General features: G+C 36.4%; 15 protein-coding genes. 3 read left to right on the top strand and 12 right to left on the bottom strand.

Annotation, left to right across the window (positions count from 1 at the left end; translation table 11 throughout):
- Positions 1 to 4: 4 nt before the first annotated feature.
- From CWR48_RS12425 to CWR48_RS12395, 7 genes are all read right to left on the bottom strand, one after another.
- On the bottom strand, positions 5 to 838 hold the full coding sequence (locus CWR48_RS12425; protein WP_170140755.1) for a glycerophosphodiester phosphodiesterase: 834 nt from the start codon (positions 836 to 838) through the stop codon (positions 5 to 7).
- Positions 831 to 1,592, bottom strand: coding sequence for a glycerophosphodiester phosphodiesterase (locus tag CWR48_RS12420; RefSeq protein WP_115773546.1), 762 nt, complete (start codon positions 1,590 to 1,592; stop codon positions 831 to 833). Before CWR48_RS12420 ends, CWR48_RS12425 begins: the two co-directional genes overlap by 8 nt.
- 215 nt (positions 1,593 to 1,807) lie before the next feature.
- Positions 1,808 to 3,202 (bottom strand): ABC transporter substrate-binding protein, encoded by a 1,395-nt coding sequence (locus CWR48_RS12415; protein WP_115773545.1) that lies wholly within the window; start codon positions 3,200 to 3,202, stop codon positions 1,808 to 1,810.
- Positions 3,203 to 3,283: 81 nt separating this feature from the next.
- Complete coding sequence (locus CWR48_RS12410) at positions 3,284 to 4,093, bottom strand: carbohydrate ABC transporter permease (protein WP_115773697.1); 810 nt, start codon at positions 4,091 to 4,093, stop codon at positions 3,284 to 3,286.
- A 2-nt stretch (positions 4,094 to 4,095) separates the two neighbouring features.
- On the bottom strand, positions 4,096 to 5,004 hold the full coding sequence (locus tag CWR48_RS12405) for a carbohydrate ABC transporter permease (protein WP_115773696.1): 909 nt from the start codon (positions 5,002 to 5,004) through the stop codon (positions 4,096 to 4,098).
- A 32-nt stretch (positions 5,005 to 5,036) separates the two neighbouring features.
- Positions 5,037 to 6,152 (bottom strand): ABC transporter ATP-binding protein, encoded by a 1,116-nt coding sequence (locus tag CWR48_RS12400; protein ID WP_115773544.1) that lies wholly within the window; start codon positions 6,150 to 6,152, stop codon positions 5,037 to 5,039.
- A gap of 462 nt (positions 6,153 to 6,614) precedes the next feature.
- Positions 6,615 to 7,739, bottom strand: coding sequence for a DUF4145 domain-containing protein (locus CWR48_RS12395; protein ID WP_115773543.1), 1,125 nt, complete (start codon positions 7,737 to 7,739; stop codon positions 6,615 to 6,617).
- 225 nt (positions 7,740 to 7,964) lie between these two features.
- Here CWR48_RS12395 and CWR48_RS12390 point away from each other — a divergent pair, with 225 nt between their 5' ends.
- On the top strand, positions 7,965 to 8,762 hold the full coding sequence (locus CWR48_RS12390) for a 3D domain-containing protein (protein ID WP_115773542.1): 798 nt from the start codon (positions 7,965 to 7,967) through the stop codon (positions 8,760 to 8,762).
- 106 nt (positions 8,763 to 8,868) lie between these two features.
- On the opposite strand, the gene cax is transcribed toward CWR48_RS12390, so the two are convergent.
- Positions 8,869 to 9,930: a calcium/proton exchanger gene (cax, locus tag CWR48_RS12385; protein ID WP_245976803.1), complete on the bottom strand. Its 1,062-nt coding sequence runs from the start codon at positions 9,928 to 9,930 to the stop codon at positions 8,869 to 8,871.
- A gap of 656 nt (positions 9,931 to 10,586) precedes the next feature.
- Here cax and CWR48_RS20440 point away from each other — a divergent pair.
- Complete coding sequence (locus tag CWR48_RS20440) at positions 10,587 to 10,724, top strand: hypothetical protein (RefSeq protein WP_170140754.1); 138 nt, start codon at positions 10,587 to 10,589, stop codon at positions 10,722 to 10,724.
- Positions 10,725 to 10,990: 266 nt separating this feature from the next.
- Here CWR48_RS20440 and CWR48_RS21010 read toward each other — a convergent pair whose 3' ends face one another.
- The 3 genes from CWR48_RS21010 to CWR48_RS20435 form a co-directional block, all read right to left on the bottom strand.
- Positions 10,991 to 11,119: a hypothetical protein gene (locus CWR48_RS21010; protein ID WP_281270281.1), complete on the bottom strand. Its 129-nt coding sequence runs from the start codon at positions 11,117 to 11,119 to the stop codon at positions 10,991 to 10,993.
- Positions 11,120 to 11,214: 95 nt separating this feature from the next.
- Positions 11,215 to 13,188 (bottom strand): glycoside hydrolase family 3 protein, encoded by a 1,974-nt coding sequence (locus CWR48_RS12380; protein WP_115773540.1) that lies wholly within the window; start codon positions 13,186 to 13,188, stop codon positions 11,215 to 11,217.
- A 113-nt stretch (positions 13,189 to 13,301) separates the two neighbouring features.
- On the bottom strand, positions 13,302 to 13,469 hold the full coding sequence (locus CWR48_RS20435; RefSeq protein ID WP_170140753.1) for a TOBE domain-containing protein: 168 nt from the start codon (positions 13,467 to 13,469) through the stop codon (positions 13,302 to 13,304).
- Positions 13,470 to 13,561: 92 nt separating this feature from the next.
- On the opposite strand from CWR48_RS20435, the gene proC reads away from it, so the two are divergent.
- Positions 13,562 to 14,359, top strand: coding sequence for a pyrroline-5-carboxylate reductase (gene proC / locus CWR48_RS12375; RefSeq protein ID WP_115773539.1), 798 nt, complete (start codon positions 13,562 to 13,564; stop codon positions 14,357 to 14,359).
- Between the two features lie 82 nt (positions 14,360 to 14,441).
- Here proC and CWR48_RS12370 read toward each other — a convergent pair whose 3' ends face one another.
- The gene (locus CWR48_RS12370) at positions 14,442 to 15,644 is read right to left on the bottom strand and encodes an AraC family transcriptional regulator (RefSeq protein WP_115773538.1); all 1,203 of its coding nucleotides are present in this window, start codon (positions 15,642 to 15,644) and stop codon (positions 14,442 to 14,444) included.
- Positions 15,645 to 15,856: the final 212 nt, after the last annotated feature.

The following is a 15,856-nucleotide window of genomic DNA, read 5'->3' as shown; positions in this document are numbered from 1 at the left end:
CAATCTATTCTTCCCATAGTAATTGCTTCGTAAACCGAATATCATTCGTGAAATATCCGTCCACATGAAGCAATTTAACCCTTTCTTGCTCTGCTTTCTCTGACTTCATATCATTAAAGAACACATGGACTTCTTTTCCTTGACGATGCAATTCATTTACATTCTTTAATGTTACATCCGATGCTTCCATCCCAATGAACGGATAGTCTACCGATTTCGCTACCTTCAAACTGAACTTGCCTTTCCCAAATAATAAGGTTAATGGGACTTCAGGTGCCAGTTCATGAATCTTTTCCAGACTTTCCTCTGAAAAGGACTGAATCGTAACGAGGTCTTTTGCAATTAAATCATATTTATTTAGTAGTTCAACTAAGGGCACTTCCATTACTAATCGATCATTCACTAATCTTGTTTCAATATAATAATATTCGGAGTCCTTAAACGTATCGAGAATCTCTTTTAGCATCGGAATCTCTTCAACAGTTGATTGATTACCAAAAACATCAACCGTTGGAATTTCTTTTATCTCCTTGAGATCAAAATTAGAGACTTCACCAGTACCATTCGTCGTTCGATCAATTGTCTTATCATGCATCGCTACTAAGGAGCCGTCAGCTGTCATCCGTAAATCAATTTCAAGTGCATCGACACCATCTTCTGCCGCAATTTTATATGCACTGATGGTACTCTCATTGAACCGATCATTTGCACCGCGATGAGCAATTATCTTCGGAAAATCGGCGACCATTGGTTCAACCTCATGTTCGCTGGTAATATAAAAAACAAGCAAAATCATAAGGCCAACAAAAAGGATAAACCCAATAATTCTTTTAAACAAATGATTTTCTTTCACTGCGGTAAAATAATGCTCTTCCCGGGAAGTCGGTAATGATTGCATCTACATTTAAATCTAATAATTGTTTGATTTCATCCTTATCATTTACTGTCCAAACGCGAATTTTATCAAAAAAATCTTTTAAATAGTAAACATCCGATAAGACGACATGCTTAGATAGATGTAATGCTTCTAAGTCTAAGCTTTGAATGTAATCCAATGGATGTGAAATTCGTTGATCCAATAACCAGGCAATCTCAGCGTCTTGATCTATATTTTTAATCCGTAACAAAGTTGGTAGATGGAACGATGAATAAATTATTTTGCGCCCATTTCCAAACTGCTCGACTAAAGATAATACCTTTTCTTCAATACCCTCGTAATTTATTAAGGACGTTTTCAATTCAATATTTAATTCGGTATCATATGGAGAAAGCAATTCCAGTACTTCTTGAAGCGTCGGTACACGTTCTGCTACCCATGTTGCTTCATCATAATTAGGGAAATGTGCATAATTAGCACCAGCACTGAATTGTTTTACTTCTTGTAATTTTGAATCCTTAATGTAACCATTTCCATCTGTTGTTCTATCTAAAATTTCATCATGGATCACGACTACCTCGCCATCCTTAGTTAACTGAACATCTAATTCTAGACCATCAACACCTTGCTCAATTGCTTTACGAAATCCTAGTAAAGTATTTTCTGGATACGTACCCATACAGCCTCGGTGCCCGTATATTTTTGTAGCAGTCATCGTAATACATCCTCCTAATAGTTAATTAGAATCTTACCATTATCATTATTATTGCTTAGAAAACTTGGTTGTTACCAAAACTTTGGGTGACAACCTTAGTTGCACTTATGTAGTACGAAAGTCGTTTTACTTTCTTACCTACCAAAGAGAGAATAAAGCATATTACGTTGCTTTATTCTCTCTATTTTAGCAATCTTTATTGTACGAGTGAAAGCTTATTCTCCTCGAGCAGCATTTGCTTGTTCAATTGCAGTATTAAATTGATCAACTGCAGTATTATAAGCATCGTCTACTTCTCCGCCATTATATACGGTTTCCAGTGCAGTTTCCATAATTTTACGACCTTCAGGAATCATATCCATTAATGCACCTTGTGTCGCATAAGAAGATTTAGTTGCTTGTAATTGATCTACTGTTACTTGTAATTGTGGCATTTCTTTATGGGCATCGATTACTAGTTGTTCATCGTATGCAGCTGGATTAATTGCAAAATATCCAGTTCCTACATGCCACTGCGCTTGAATCTCTGGCGTTTGTAGATACTTCATGAAATCCCATGCAGCTTTTTGTTCTTCTTCTGATTTATCATCGATCATCCAAAGACTTGCACCACCAATGACTACACCAGCGCGATCTTTTGCTTCAGGATGTGGTAAAAATGCAATTCCAACTTCAAATGGTGCATTATCAATAACATCCCTTGAGCTTGCTGACGATTGTAAGAACATGGAAACATCACCAGCTAAGAATCCAGCCATCATATTATCTCCATTTGTACCATAGTTTGCAAATGTTTCATCATCAACCATATGTTTTACCCATTCGAAAATGGATTTACCTTCTTCTTCTGTCCAGCCAATTTCAGTAGGTGTGTCTGTACGTCCATTATCATTATTTAATAGTAATGCACCTTGGTTTGCTAATAATTGCTCATATAACCAACCATATGCTTGTAGTGCAAAACCTTTCATTTCTGGATTTGATTTTACGATTGCTTTACTTGCTTCCTCTACTTCTTCAAATGTTTCTGGTGGTGCTTCTGGGTCTAATCCTGCTGCTTCGAATGCATCTTTATTATAGTACATTACAGGTGTAGATGAGTTAAATGGCATTGAATAAAATTTTCCGTCTAATGAGTAGTAGTTCACAATATTCTCTTCTAATCCACTCATATCATAACCATCTGCATCAATTAACTCCTGAATTGGTACAATACTTCCACTATTGATCATGGACATCGTTCCAATTTCAAATGTTTGAATCATTGTTGGTGCACTATCAGTACCTGCAACACTGTTGAACTTCGTTAGTGCTTCATCATATGTTCCTTGGTATTCAGCATTAACTTGCACTGCATCTTGAGAGCTATTATAGCTATCCACGATTGCATTTAATGCCTCTTGTCCAGCTCCACCCATTGAGTGCCAGAATGTAACGTTTTGCTTCTCGCCAGTTGCTTCACTATCTCCTGCACTATCTTCTGTATCTGTTTCAGTTTCCCCTGATTCAGTTGCTCCATCTTTTTCTGGGTCTTCTGTATCTCCTTCTTGACTACATGCTGCAATGAAGAGCACTAGTCCTAACATCAATATTGCGAATAGCTTTTTCATCCTCTGTACACTCCCTGTGTTTTTAATTTATATAGTTAATCTGTCATATTAGAGACAGTATCACTCGTTGATTAGGACTTTCTATTTTAATGCACCTTCTGTTAACCCTTTTTGAAGCTTATTTTGACCTAAGAACAATAGAATCAAAGTTGGAATGACGACAATGATTGCACCCGCCATTATTACTCCCCAATCATTTAATTGCTCTTGTGTTTGTAATTGCTTTAACCCAATTTGCACTGTACGGACATTATCATTTGTTGTTGCTAGCAGTGGCCATAAGTACATATTCCAAGATGTTAAGAATCCATAAACACCTAATGTTAATAAACTCGTTCTTGAAATAGGTAAGACAACAGATAAATAGAATTTAAAATCGCCCATACCAGCAATTTGACTTGCTTCTCGTAATTCTTTCGGGATTTGTTTAAAATTCTGCCTTAGCAAGAATGTACCAAATGCAAGTGCAAAAAATGGAATCGATAATCCTTGGTACGTATCAATCCATCCCAGATCACGAATGATATGGAAGTTCGGAATGATCGATGCTTCAAACGGAACCATCATTGTTGCAATAAACACATAAAATAAAACATCTCTTCCTTTAAACTCTAAGAACACAAATGCATATGCTGCTAGACTAGACAAAATCAACTGACCTAGCATGATGACGATTGAAACAATAAGACTGTTAAATAAATATTTTAATAATGGAAATTGTCCAAATGCCTTTACATAGTTATCAAATGATAAGCTGGTTGGCAAGCTTCCCGTCATAATATCCTTGTTCGACATGAAACTCATGACAAAGGCCATAAGCGTTGGTGCAAACACGACAAGTGCCGAAATAATGAGTAAAATATAGAATATAATTTTTTTGCTGATTGGCATGGTCATTGATAATGAACCTTCCTTTCACCAAATTTAAACTGCAGAAATGTCATGATTAAAATAATAATGAATAGTAAAACAGCTTGAGCACTTGCTGAACCGAACTTATAGTTCATAAATGCTTCGCGGTAAATTGAATACACGACAAGATTGGTAGAATTCACTGGACCACCTTGAGTCAAAATATCAATCTGTCCAAATGTTTGAAATGCGTTAATGATCGTTACGGTAACGACGAAAAACAATGTTGGCGAAAGCATTGGGATGGTAATCCGTCTAACTTTATAAAAATAACCTGCACCATCAATATCCGCACTTTCATATAAATAGGAATCTATTGATTGTAATCCACCTAGCAAAATAAGAAAGGTAAATCCTAAATTCATCCAAATCGTTGTAATTGAAACAGCAAATAATGCCCAATTAGGATCTGTCAGCCAGCCAATTCCATCTGCCCCAATCGCTTTTAAAACCATATTCAGTAAGCCAATCGACGGATGGAAGAGATACAACCAGAAGACAGAGGCAGCCGCAACGGAAATTCCCATTGTAGATGAATAGACCGTACGGAAAAAGCCAATCCCTTTCAGTTTTTCATTTGCAATCATCGCTAAAAATAAACTAATGATAATCGTAATTGGAACGGTATATAAGACAAATAAAAATGTCGATTTAATACTCTGCAAAAAAATTGGTGAGGTAAACAGGTTTACATAGTTTTGCCAACCAATAAAAACGGTTGTTTCCCCAGCAGCGTTCGTTAAGAAAAAGCTTAAATAAATGGTTCGAACAAGTGGGTAGAAAAGAAATACACTAAATAATATAATGGAAGGAAGTAAGAACAACATCCCTTTAAAGAAACTGATCGTCCGTTGCTTTTTTTTCACTTTTTCAAAATCAATTTGGGTCATTGGCGTTTCTTGAATAGCAACATTGTTTACACTCATATCAATACAACCTCTTGTTTCTTACCTGCCTTTGCAGACTTAATTAAATCACCAGTATCTGAATGAAAGAAACATAGGTTATCCATATCTATTTTTACCGGCACAACGTCTCCTACAGTAATATCCCATTGTCCTGGCCATTTCGCCGTCCATAATTCGGAACCAATATCAAATGCAATGGATGTTTCATTTCCTAATTGCTCGACATTTACTACTTCCAAATGGTGTGTTGTATTCTCATCTGTTCCAGGGAATATATGCTCTGCTCGAATCCCAATCGTTACATTTTCATTTCTTGGTATATCATCCACATTAGGGTTAACCTTTAAATTGAGCATGTCTTCAATTAATAATTGACCTTGCTCTTCGTTGAGAACCGCTTTACCTAAATTCATTTTCGGTGTGCCGATAAAGGAAGCCACAAATAGGTTTGCTGGCTCATTATAGAGCGTGATTGGTTTCCCAACCTGTTGAATCTTACCATCGTTGAGGACCATAATGCGATCCCCCATCGTCATCGCTTCTACCTGATCATGTGTTACATATACCATTGTTAAACCTAATCTTTTTTGCAGGCGGCGAATCTCGATACGCATATGCGCACGAAGCTTTGCATCTAAATTAGATAATGGCTCATCCATTAAGCAAAGTGGTGCTTCACTTACCACAGACCTCGCTAATGCGACACGTTGTCTTTGACCACCAGAGAGCTCCCTCGGTTTGCGTTTTAATAATTCCGTTAGTCCCATTGTTGCCGCAGTTTCTGTAAGCCTTTTTTGTTGTTCTTGCTTGTCTATCTTCTTCGCATTTAAACCAAATAGAATATTTTGTTCTACCGATAAATGCGGATATAAGGCATAGTTTTGAAAGACCATTGACAAATTTCTATCTTTAGGTGGCATATGATTTACCACTTTATCATTAATTTTTAATGTACCAGATGTTATGTCTTCTAGTCCTGCAATCATTCGAAGCAAGGTACTTTTTCCAGAACCAGATGGCCCAACAAGTACGAAAAATTCACCTTCTTCAATTGAAAGATTAATTTCATCCAATACGCTTTTTTGCTTATCGTATGACTTGGAAATATTAATCAGATCAATTTGTCCCATAAATGTACCTCCTTTTTTCCTTGGCAAGTTCCATTTAACCATATTTTTTTCTATGAAAGCTTAGATTTACCGATTCATTACAACTAGTTAACAGTAGATTCATATTTTTAATACTGCGTTTACAATAAGCGGTATAAAAGAACTAGTATTTTTTCCGAAATCAAGAAAAGCAGATATTTTGATGCGACATTCCGACGATAGATGAGTAATACTACCCAATGTATAGTTAACAGCTTACAGGGAGGAATTAATGACGGCCAATCCAAATCAAACATGTACAAAAAGGGATAGTAACGAATCACTAGTGAATTAGAAAGTTAATATCGGAAAACATAGATTTCCAGTTCCAAGTTAGCTTCAATTTCTTCATATTAAAAAGGGAAATCGGATGCCGATTTCCCTTTTGCTATTGATTCTTTGCTACTATCCTCTACTATATATTATTGTGAGTAATAATCTACCTTACCCAGCTGTAGCTGGTGTATTTTCCTGAATCGTTTTTATCTGATCAAATAAGCTCTTCACTGTACCTAACCCAACATTATCATATTTTGCTAGAATCACTAACTCTCTAGGCAGCTGTCCTACCGTTTCTATTTGATCTTCATGTAGTTGTTTTAATAGGCTCGGAAATCCACTAAACAAGTCTGCTGTTAATGATATTGCAGCGATTTCTTCTGTGATAATTAAATAATCTGTCTTGTAGAAAAAAAGCAATTCACCTGGTCGTTCCAGCATGATATCCCTGCGATCTTTCTCCTCTTCAATATAATTGCTAAGCTCACCAAACAAGATCTCTTCATTCTTTTCACCAAAACGTTTAACATGTTTGGATAGCCCTTCAAGATTATTTGGCAGCTCACTCATAATCCGTGCTTGCTGTTCCGCACCTAGACGAATCAAGAATGTCTCTGAACGTTCAAAGCGTTGTGGCAGTAAGAATGCATCCCTAAGAAAATATGGTACTTCTAGTTCTTTCTTTTTATAGATAATCTTACGAATCGTTGTGAATCCAGGAGGGACTGGATATGAAGGACGTTCTTTACTGTCATCCATCACGGCTTCTACTTCCATTTTTGTATCCTCTTGCAATGATGTTGTTAATAGTACTTCAAGCGCTCCTAATCGCACCTCAATTTCCGAGATATCATAGGATTCCGAAGTCTGTGGCATTGGATCCTGGTAATCTGGAAAATTAAATTCTACTGGACCATATGTCTCCGAATACCATCTCACAATTAGGTATACAGCCTCCCATGACAATAATGCTTCAGAATAGCGGAATTTCCTTGTATCATGTGCTGCTTGATTTCCCAACATCCTTACTCTATGCAATGCATCTGATATTTCAGCAGTAATATAACCATTGCCGCTTAACGTGTCGATTCTTTCTACTAGTGTAATCCAGGATTCTACTGGAAGCTTTTCTTCCTTCATCACAAATTGCAAGATATTTTCTACAAAAACGCGGGCATGTGTAAGCATTGTTCGTGGACTCGTAAATATACTATTCTCTAATTCGCCTGCAATTAACGCGAGTTCTTTATTCAATGGTTCTAAAAAGTGATAGTAGTTCTGTATCTTCATATAAATTATCTCCTAATAATCCGTGCTGAATAATATTTTAACATAAATAGAGCACTGATTTATGACAAGATGGCTAAAAAACACGCAATTTATACATCGGTCGACAATTAAAAACAATTTTCACAATATACTATATTTTGTAAACAATTTGTAATCTTAACGAAACCTATTTGTTATTGGTTATGTGTTAGTATGCTAGTAATGTTAAACGAGGGGGAAATACGAATGAAAAAAATAGTAATTGCTCTTGCGTTAATAATTTTCAGCTTTATCGCCTGGTCATCAAAGGTTTCAGCAGAAGAAATCACCGTACATAAAGGAGAGACGCTTTGGGACATTGCCCAAGCACATAATATTACTGTTGAAGAATTAATAGAGACAAATAATCTCACAACTACTGTTATCTATCCAGATCAAGTAATTTTGACGAAAAATATTACGAATAAACATATTGTGGAAAAAGGCGATACACTGTGGGACATTGGCAAAGAATATAGTGTGACGGTAGAAAACCTACAGGATTGGAATAATTTAACTACCGAATTGATAGTTATTGGGCAACATTTGCTCATACACAAAGGAAATAATGCCGAAGAAATATCGCTAGAAGCAGAGTCAGTGGATAGCCAAGATAAAGAGATAGCTGCTACGACTATACAAGAAACAGATCCACCTTTAGTGATAGTTGAAGAAGAACAACCTACTAATGAAGCAGTTGAAGAAGAAAGTATTGCAGGCCACACCATCACTGTTACCGCAACAGCATATACCGTACAAAGTGCTGGTGGATCAGGTATTACCGCTACCGGAATTAATCTAAATCAAAATCCAAATATAAAGTTAATTGCCGTTGATCCAAATGTAATTCCACTTGGTACAGAGGTTTATGTTGAGGGATACGGCCACGCAATAGCTGGTGATACGGGTGGCGCAATTAGAGGAAATAAAATAGATATTTACGTACCAACAAGCAATGAAGCATTCGATTGGGGAGTTCGAACGGTTAATGTTACGATTAAATGATAATTTAATATTCTGAAAAGTAGTAATATCACAGTTACAAACTAGCAAGGAATGGCAAAATACCATTCCTTGCTGTTCTACTGTATGAATTACCTATAAAACTCATCTATAACATATAAAATCCAATTGCCATAATCGCATATGCGGCGAATAGCACAAGACCATCAAACCAATTGGAATCTCCATCAACCGTAAGCATGATGACAAGGAGTACTGCCGTTACCATACTAATTAGTTCAGGCCATGTAAAGATAAGTGGCATCGAGACAGGGAAAAACAATGAAATCAGCACGAGCACTGGTGCCACAAACATTGCCACCTGCAAAGTAGAACCAACCGCAATTTCTACTGCAACATCCATTTTATTTTTAAATGCCATCATCACGGCAGATGCGTGCTCTGCTGCATTACCAACAATCGCAACAATAATGATTCCAATAAATAATTCTGTCCAACCAAATGCTTCACCGACCGCGCTAAACGTATGGACCAGATTTTCTGAAACGTAGGCAACAGCAATTGTCGCTAATGCAAGAATGATAACTGCTTTCTTTTTACTCCATTCTGGAACTTCCTCCTTTTGACCCACTATCCCCGATTCAACATTACTTTGATAAACCCCACGATGGGTAACGAGCTTAAAGAGTAGCATGGACAAGTATAAAATAATTAAAACAATCGAAATACCAATACTAAGTCCAATTGTTTCCTGATTACTCATTGTGTGTGTAAAAACTTCCGGAATAACAAAAGCAACAATAACTGCGAATATTAGAAGTCCGGCATTATGTCGAGCATCATTCACGCTAAAAGACTGCCGTTTATATTTCAAACCGCCAACAAAGAACGATAGTCCAGCTACAAGCAATAAATTCCCTAAAACGGAACCTGTTAGAGATGCTAACACAATACCGGTCAGTCCTGCCTTTAATGAAAAAATGGAAATAATCAGTTCCACCGCATTTCCAAATGTCGCATTAAGTAGCCCGCCAATTCTAGGTCCCATCACAATCGTTAGACTTTCCGTTGCCCGTCCGATGAACCCTGCTAACGCAATAATAGTCAGACAATAGATAATAAACATCATGACAGCTGACCAATGAAAGATGGAACCAATTATGGAGAGTGGTAATCCAATCACAATGAGAATGATAAATAGTTTATTCATCATAGAAATTTGCCCCTTTATATGCTAATGTCTTTAACATTCCCATTTTGGTTGGAATTAATTTATTATTTCATCCTCTATTGTGCTGGAAAAAATGAAAAAGCAGGATCAGTTTCATCTTAATTAGGTATGTGTTCTTGCTTTCATTTACATTGACTATTTTGAGTTTTTTTTCATAAAATTGCTTCAGCCTAAATTCTTACCTAAGTTGTATTTCATAATTCTTCCTAATTTCTTTCTAGTGTTAAGAATCTGTATTTCTTATATATAAGGTTTAAGGGAAATCTTCCTTTTCGGTATGAATTCTCAAAGTTGATGCCGATTCTATCTTTTTTTGCTATATCGATGTTTGCCTCTATTATAAGAAATTCCCATTAAACGCTTCTTACTGATGTATGGTAAGATCTTTTAGCCCAATCATTTCAAATATCTCTATATGAAATACAAAGTGAATCCCTTTCTCAACTAAATTCCAAACACCCAATCCCCTTCCAAAAAATTCAATAACCATTTATCATGATTGTACAAGGAGGTGAAATACCATTGAACAGGAAACGATGTTGAAAGAGATTCTAAATGCATTGAAGCTTCATTCAACCCATATCGATGATTAAATGGAAAATTCGAAAACTTAATTAATTGCGAAAATTGATAGCTTGGAAAATCGCACAAACACATTAGAAAAGCGAATGGATGAAGGCTTCGCACAAATTGATCAACAGTTTGATCATTTAGGAAAGAAGGTTAATGGCATTCACATAGAATTAAATAAAACACAGGAAACAGTTGGATAATCTGCATCTAAGGTTATCCAGCATGAAAAAAATCTTCGCCAGATCAGTCTACAGCAAAACTAAATAATTAGCCTCATAATATTTAAATCCAATTAAATGAAAATGCCTTCGCTTTTCCCCATTTGATACAAAAATGGACTTAAGAAGAGCGAAAACATTCAAATATCCGATAACCAAACCACTATTACCCTAACCACTAAAAATACCATATATAAAACCATCTCCTCTATGTAAACGTACAAAAAGAGATGGCTTATAATATACAACTAATCCATTTTTACAGGTGTACAGACTGCATATAAATTTTCAGCTGAATCAGAGATATTTGCTTCGATAACCTTATATCCATCAATAACTGAATCATTGTTTACTGTGATTATTTGAATATTATTCATCACTTTTCTTCCTCCCTCATACATTTCTCACACAGAAGTTAATATATGCTTGAGGTTGAAAAGTGTGCATCGTAATTGTTTTGGTTTACATATTACTAATAAGATAGTCCAAAGTTATACCCGTAACGATTTCCATTTTTATCACGATAAGTATATGCCGGGACTTCGTCATATCCTGGGATATCGCCAACTTCATTATTTACTGCTTCCTGAGTTGCTGGAATAGTAAACGGAAGTCTCCCAGTTGGGTTAAACTTACCACGAATGACATCAACAAGGGCCTCTGGCTTTACTCCAAATGTGCTTATGACCGCTGCTGCGTTAGGTTCAATCTTATCAATCAGCCATGGATTAGACATATTAATAGCCGTTATTGTAGGGATCTTCTTCTGAATCTCCATAATTCGTTCAACTTGATCAATCCCTGTATCAGGTCCAATAACCAATGTTGGATTATTCTTAAACAGATTTTGCCAAGGAAGCACCCAAATAAACGCATGTGTAGCATTTTCAAGACTATCTACGATGGTAATGGATTTATCATAGTTCCGGATTCTTGCTTTTAATTTCTTCGTTTCTTCACCATTTTCTCCACTAGGAAATTTCTCAACATAGAGTTTAACATTCTTAACCTTTTCATCATTCAATGGCAAAAGATTATTATCATTTCTTAATAAAACAACTGATTTCCGGTGTGCTTCATCCGCAATTTCCTGGGATACGGGATCATTCGCAATGGCTAGCGCCTCAGCTGGATCCTTATATGGATTTTCAAACTGCCCCAATTTCATCATTTCTGTCAGCAAATATTTTACTGATCTGTTAATACTTTCTTCCTTAACTAGCCCCTGATTTACAGCAGAAATAATTGGGTCCGGATTTGGAACTCCAGAAAAAATATTTGTTCCAGCATTTATTGCTTTTGCGAATCTTTCCTCTAATGATAAATTCTGTGCACCCCATGCCCGGTCAATAATAGCACTTGTATCAGAATTAACATAACCTAAGAAATGAAGTTTATCGCGTAAGTACCCGTTAATAAAATTTTCATTTAGGGCAAATGCAACTTCTTCAAATTGCTGTTCGGCACTAAACGGAGGCAGGTTTTGTGCAGCACTATCATTACTTGGGAAGGCATAATATGGCATCATTGCCGTCGTTTCCGCTTCAATCGCTGCTTGGAAAGGCGGCATATGATACTTCAGAAGACTGCCTGGAGTCGGATAAATATTAGATTGACCTTCTTTAAAATGCGGGTCCTTACCATCTGTTCGGACGCCGCCACCAGGATAATGCCTGGTTGTTAGTGAAACACTGTTTTCATTTAATACATCACCTTGAAACCCCTTGATGATATTAGAAATCATTCCTGACACAAGCTCTGGATGTTCGCCAAACGTTTCCTCTACTCTTGCCCATAAAGGATCTGTTGCAACATCTGCAGAATAGCCATACATTTTGCGAATACCAGTAGATGTCCACTCTTTGGCTGCAATCTGGCCAAACTCCTTAGCTAGATTAGATTCACGCGTTGCTGCAAAACCTAAAGTATCTGGCCAATAGGAAAACTGACCGGATTCTTCTATATTCGGCATTCCTGAAATATGATTTCGCGGGTTGGAAATGACAACAACTGGAATACCAAGCCTGGATGACTCAGCAGCTGCCTGTAGCTCATTATTATAGTTCGTTATCACATCTGCACCCTGTGTTCCCCTAAATATAAAATAGCGTGTATGTTGATTGAGAAACTTATTTGGCAGGACGAGCTTATTATCCTTTATTTCGGGATACTCATTAATCGTCATTAGACCAACCTTCTCTTCAAGCGTCATCTGAGATAACAAATTTTCTATCCTCTCTTCAATAGATAACTCCCAGTTTTCATAGGGGTCTAATTTCCCATTATCATTTAAATCTCGGTATCGTTTCTCACCAATAGTTAATATAGCTTTATTTCTCGTTTCTACTTCGGGATTATTTTGTGCATGGACCTGTGGAACGAAAAACTGCATGGATACAAGAATCGCCACAATAAATCGAATTGAATTCCTCGAAATGGTAACCATCTAATTTCACCTCATGATAGTATTTTTTATGTGATTTTCCACCTTTCCACTTTACTATCCCATATTTGGCAATTCTTTATCCAAATTTTCGAAATGCCTGGTCACCATTATTCTTATTCCAATATTCCTATATTTACTTCCTCCCCGATTTCAAACTTTAAATGTGCAGCCATATGTGCAACAATGGTTTTCCCCGCTACTTCAACTGTGTAGTGATATTCTTTTCCTCGGAATTGCTTCGTAATGATTTTCCTGGAATTCCATTGACAAATAATAGCCACTTTTCCCTCTTTACTGTCAGTTGCACGCTACTATTTACTGCAGTAAAATAAAACGTATTTAATAATTTATATTTTTGAAAGGACTTCGAAATATGAAACGTAGAATTGGATTTATTGGTACCGGAAATATGGCAAGGGCGATCATTGGGGGCATTGTGAAATCGGGATATGCGAATTCTGATGATGTCTATGCTTCAAACCGCTCCATAGCGAAATTAATTGATATAAAAGAGGAATATGGAATAAATCTATTTGAGGAAAATGTTTCTATTGCAGAAAACTGTGACATTATTTTCCTCTCCATTACCCCAGATATGTACCCAGAAGTAATTGAGGAAATAAGGGATGCCGTTCGCGAAGATGCGATTATCATTCACATTGCAGCCGGACAAACCATTTCCCAAAGTGAAAAGCATTTTCAACGGAAGATCAAAATTGCAAAGGCAATGCCGAACACTCCTGTCAATGTTGGCGAAGGAATGACTTCAATTAGCTTCAATCAATTTGTGTCGGTTGAGGAGAAAGAAGAAGTTCGAGCATTGTTTGAAAGCTTTGGAAAAGTAGAATTCATTGATGAAAGTTTAATGGATATCGCAAGTGCTGTTGGTGGCTCCTCTCCTGCCTTCGTTTACGTGTTCATTGAAGCACTTGCAGATGCTGCAGTATTATACGGAATGCCAAGAGATAACGCCTATAAGATTGCTGCGCAAACCGTACTCGGTTCTGCTAAAATGGTATTGGATTTGGACGAGCATCCAGGAAAATTAAAAGATGATGTATGTTCACCAGGCGGAACAACAATCGCATCCGTTGCAAGTTTAGAAGAAAACGGCTTCCGATCAGCAATTATCGAAGCGGTAAAGGCAAATATGGGTAAACTTAAGAGTTAATTAACATTGTACCTTTAGTTCTATCTGTGAAAAATGGCAATTTTAAAGCTGATCTAATGTAAAAATTAGACCAGCTTTTTTCTTAGTTTGCTTCCCGATATGCGGTAGGTGTCATGCCCGTTTCTTTCTTGAATACTCTTGCAAAATAAGAAGAATCCTCATAGCCGACAATCCAAGCGATTTCTTCTATTGTTAATGGATCCGATACGAGCAAATACTTTGCACGATTAATCCGTAACATCTGCTGGTATGCAGTTATTGTCAAACCGGTTTCCTTTTTAAACCTCCTGGAAAGGTTACTTGGATGCGTATTGCACGCATCCGCTATTTCTAACATATTTAGCTGCTGATCATAAAACGTTTGGATATGTTCAATTGCCATTTGGATCATTTTTGAATAATGGCTTAATGCGTTTGCTGCAACAAGATCACAATATGCTACAATCATACTATCCTGCAACTGATTGAGCGTTGCTAATTTTTTTGAGTTTTCAATTTGCAATGCATATTTCTCGGAGATACGATGAATTAATATTGTTGGTACATTACTATTTTTTGCAGCAATTCGCAACATTGTATTCATGATAATCAAAATATTTTTTACCCTTCTAATTGGCTGATTAGGAAAACGATCTGAGAACGAGAACAATAGATTACCTGAACCAATAAGCTTTAATGCCTCTGTTTTATTTCCTTGCTCAACCGCATACATAAAATCCCTTTCAATCTTATAACGTAGTTCTACTAATTCCGTTTCTTCATCTAATTTCGTGTTTGCTATACGTGTTTGCTCAGCTTCTTTCGCTTTATTGGTAACCAAGATTATCTGCTTCGGCTCTTTCTCTATCATGAATTTGAATTGTGCGAGTACGCTAGCATAACTATTTGCCTGGTCTGTCGTTAGTACGTGAATTTCGTCAATAATTTCTCCCAGTTCTTCCCCTTTTAGACTACTCAAATTATAATTCCTGGACAAACTATATATGCTTGGTGTTACATCTAAATATGGACCAATGATAATTGTATAACGATCCAGCTTATCGGGAAAGCGGAATCCGAAATAATGTAGTCCCCATTCATTTATATAGGAATAAACACGTTCATCATGATCCATTTTTTTATGTAAATCGATTATATCTGCCTGACTTGAACCTGGCATAAAATCGGGAATCTTTAATATCTCATGATAGTAAATGAAATCTTTATATTGATCTAATATATATATATTTAAATTCGAAATCTGATTTAATTTCATTGCAGTCGGAATTAATCGTGACGGTTCCATATTTCCCCTCCAAAAATATCACATCCTAAATATTGATATTATAATCCTGTTTTTGTTAAAAAAGTCCTATCAATATTTATAAAACTTAATTATAATTGTAACATAACAACGCTTACACAAACAAAATAAAGCGCTAACCGTATAAAAGAATCATTAGAAATTTAGGTTGTTACTAGTCTTTTGGTAATAACCTTCGTCACACATATCTATCA

This window comes from Oceanobacillus arenosus, assembly GCF_003369575.1.
GTDB lineage: Bacteria > Bacillota > Bacilli > Bacillales > Amphibacillaceae > Oceanobacillus > Oceanobacillus arenosus.
This window is presented reverse-complemented; position numbering and strand designations above follow the sequence as displayed.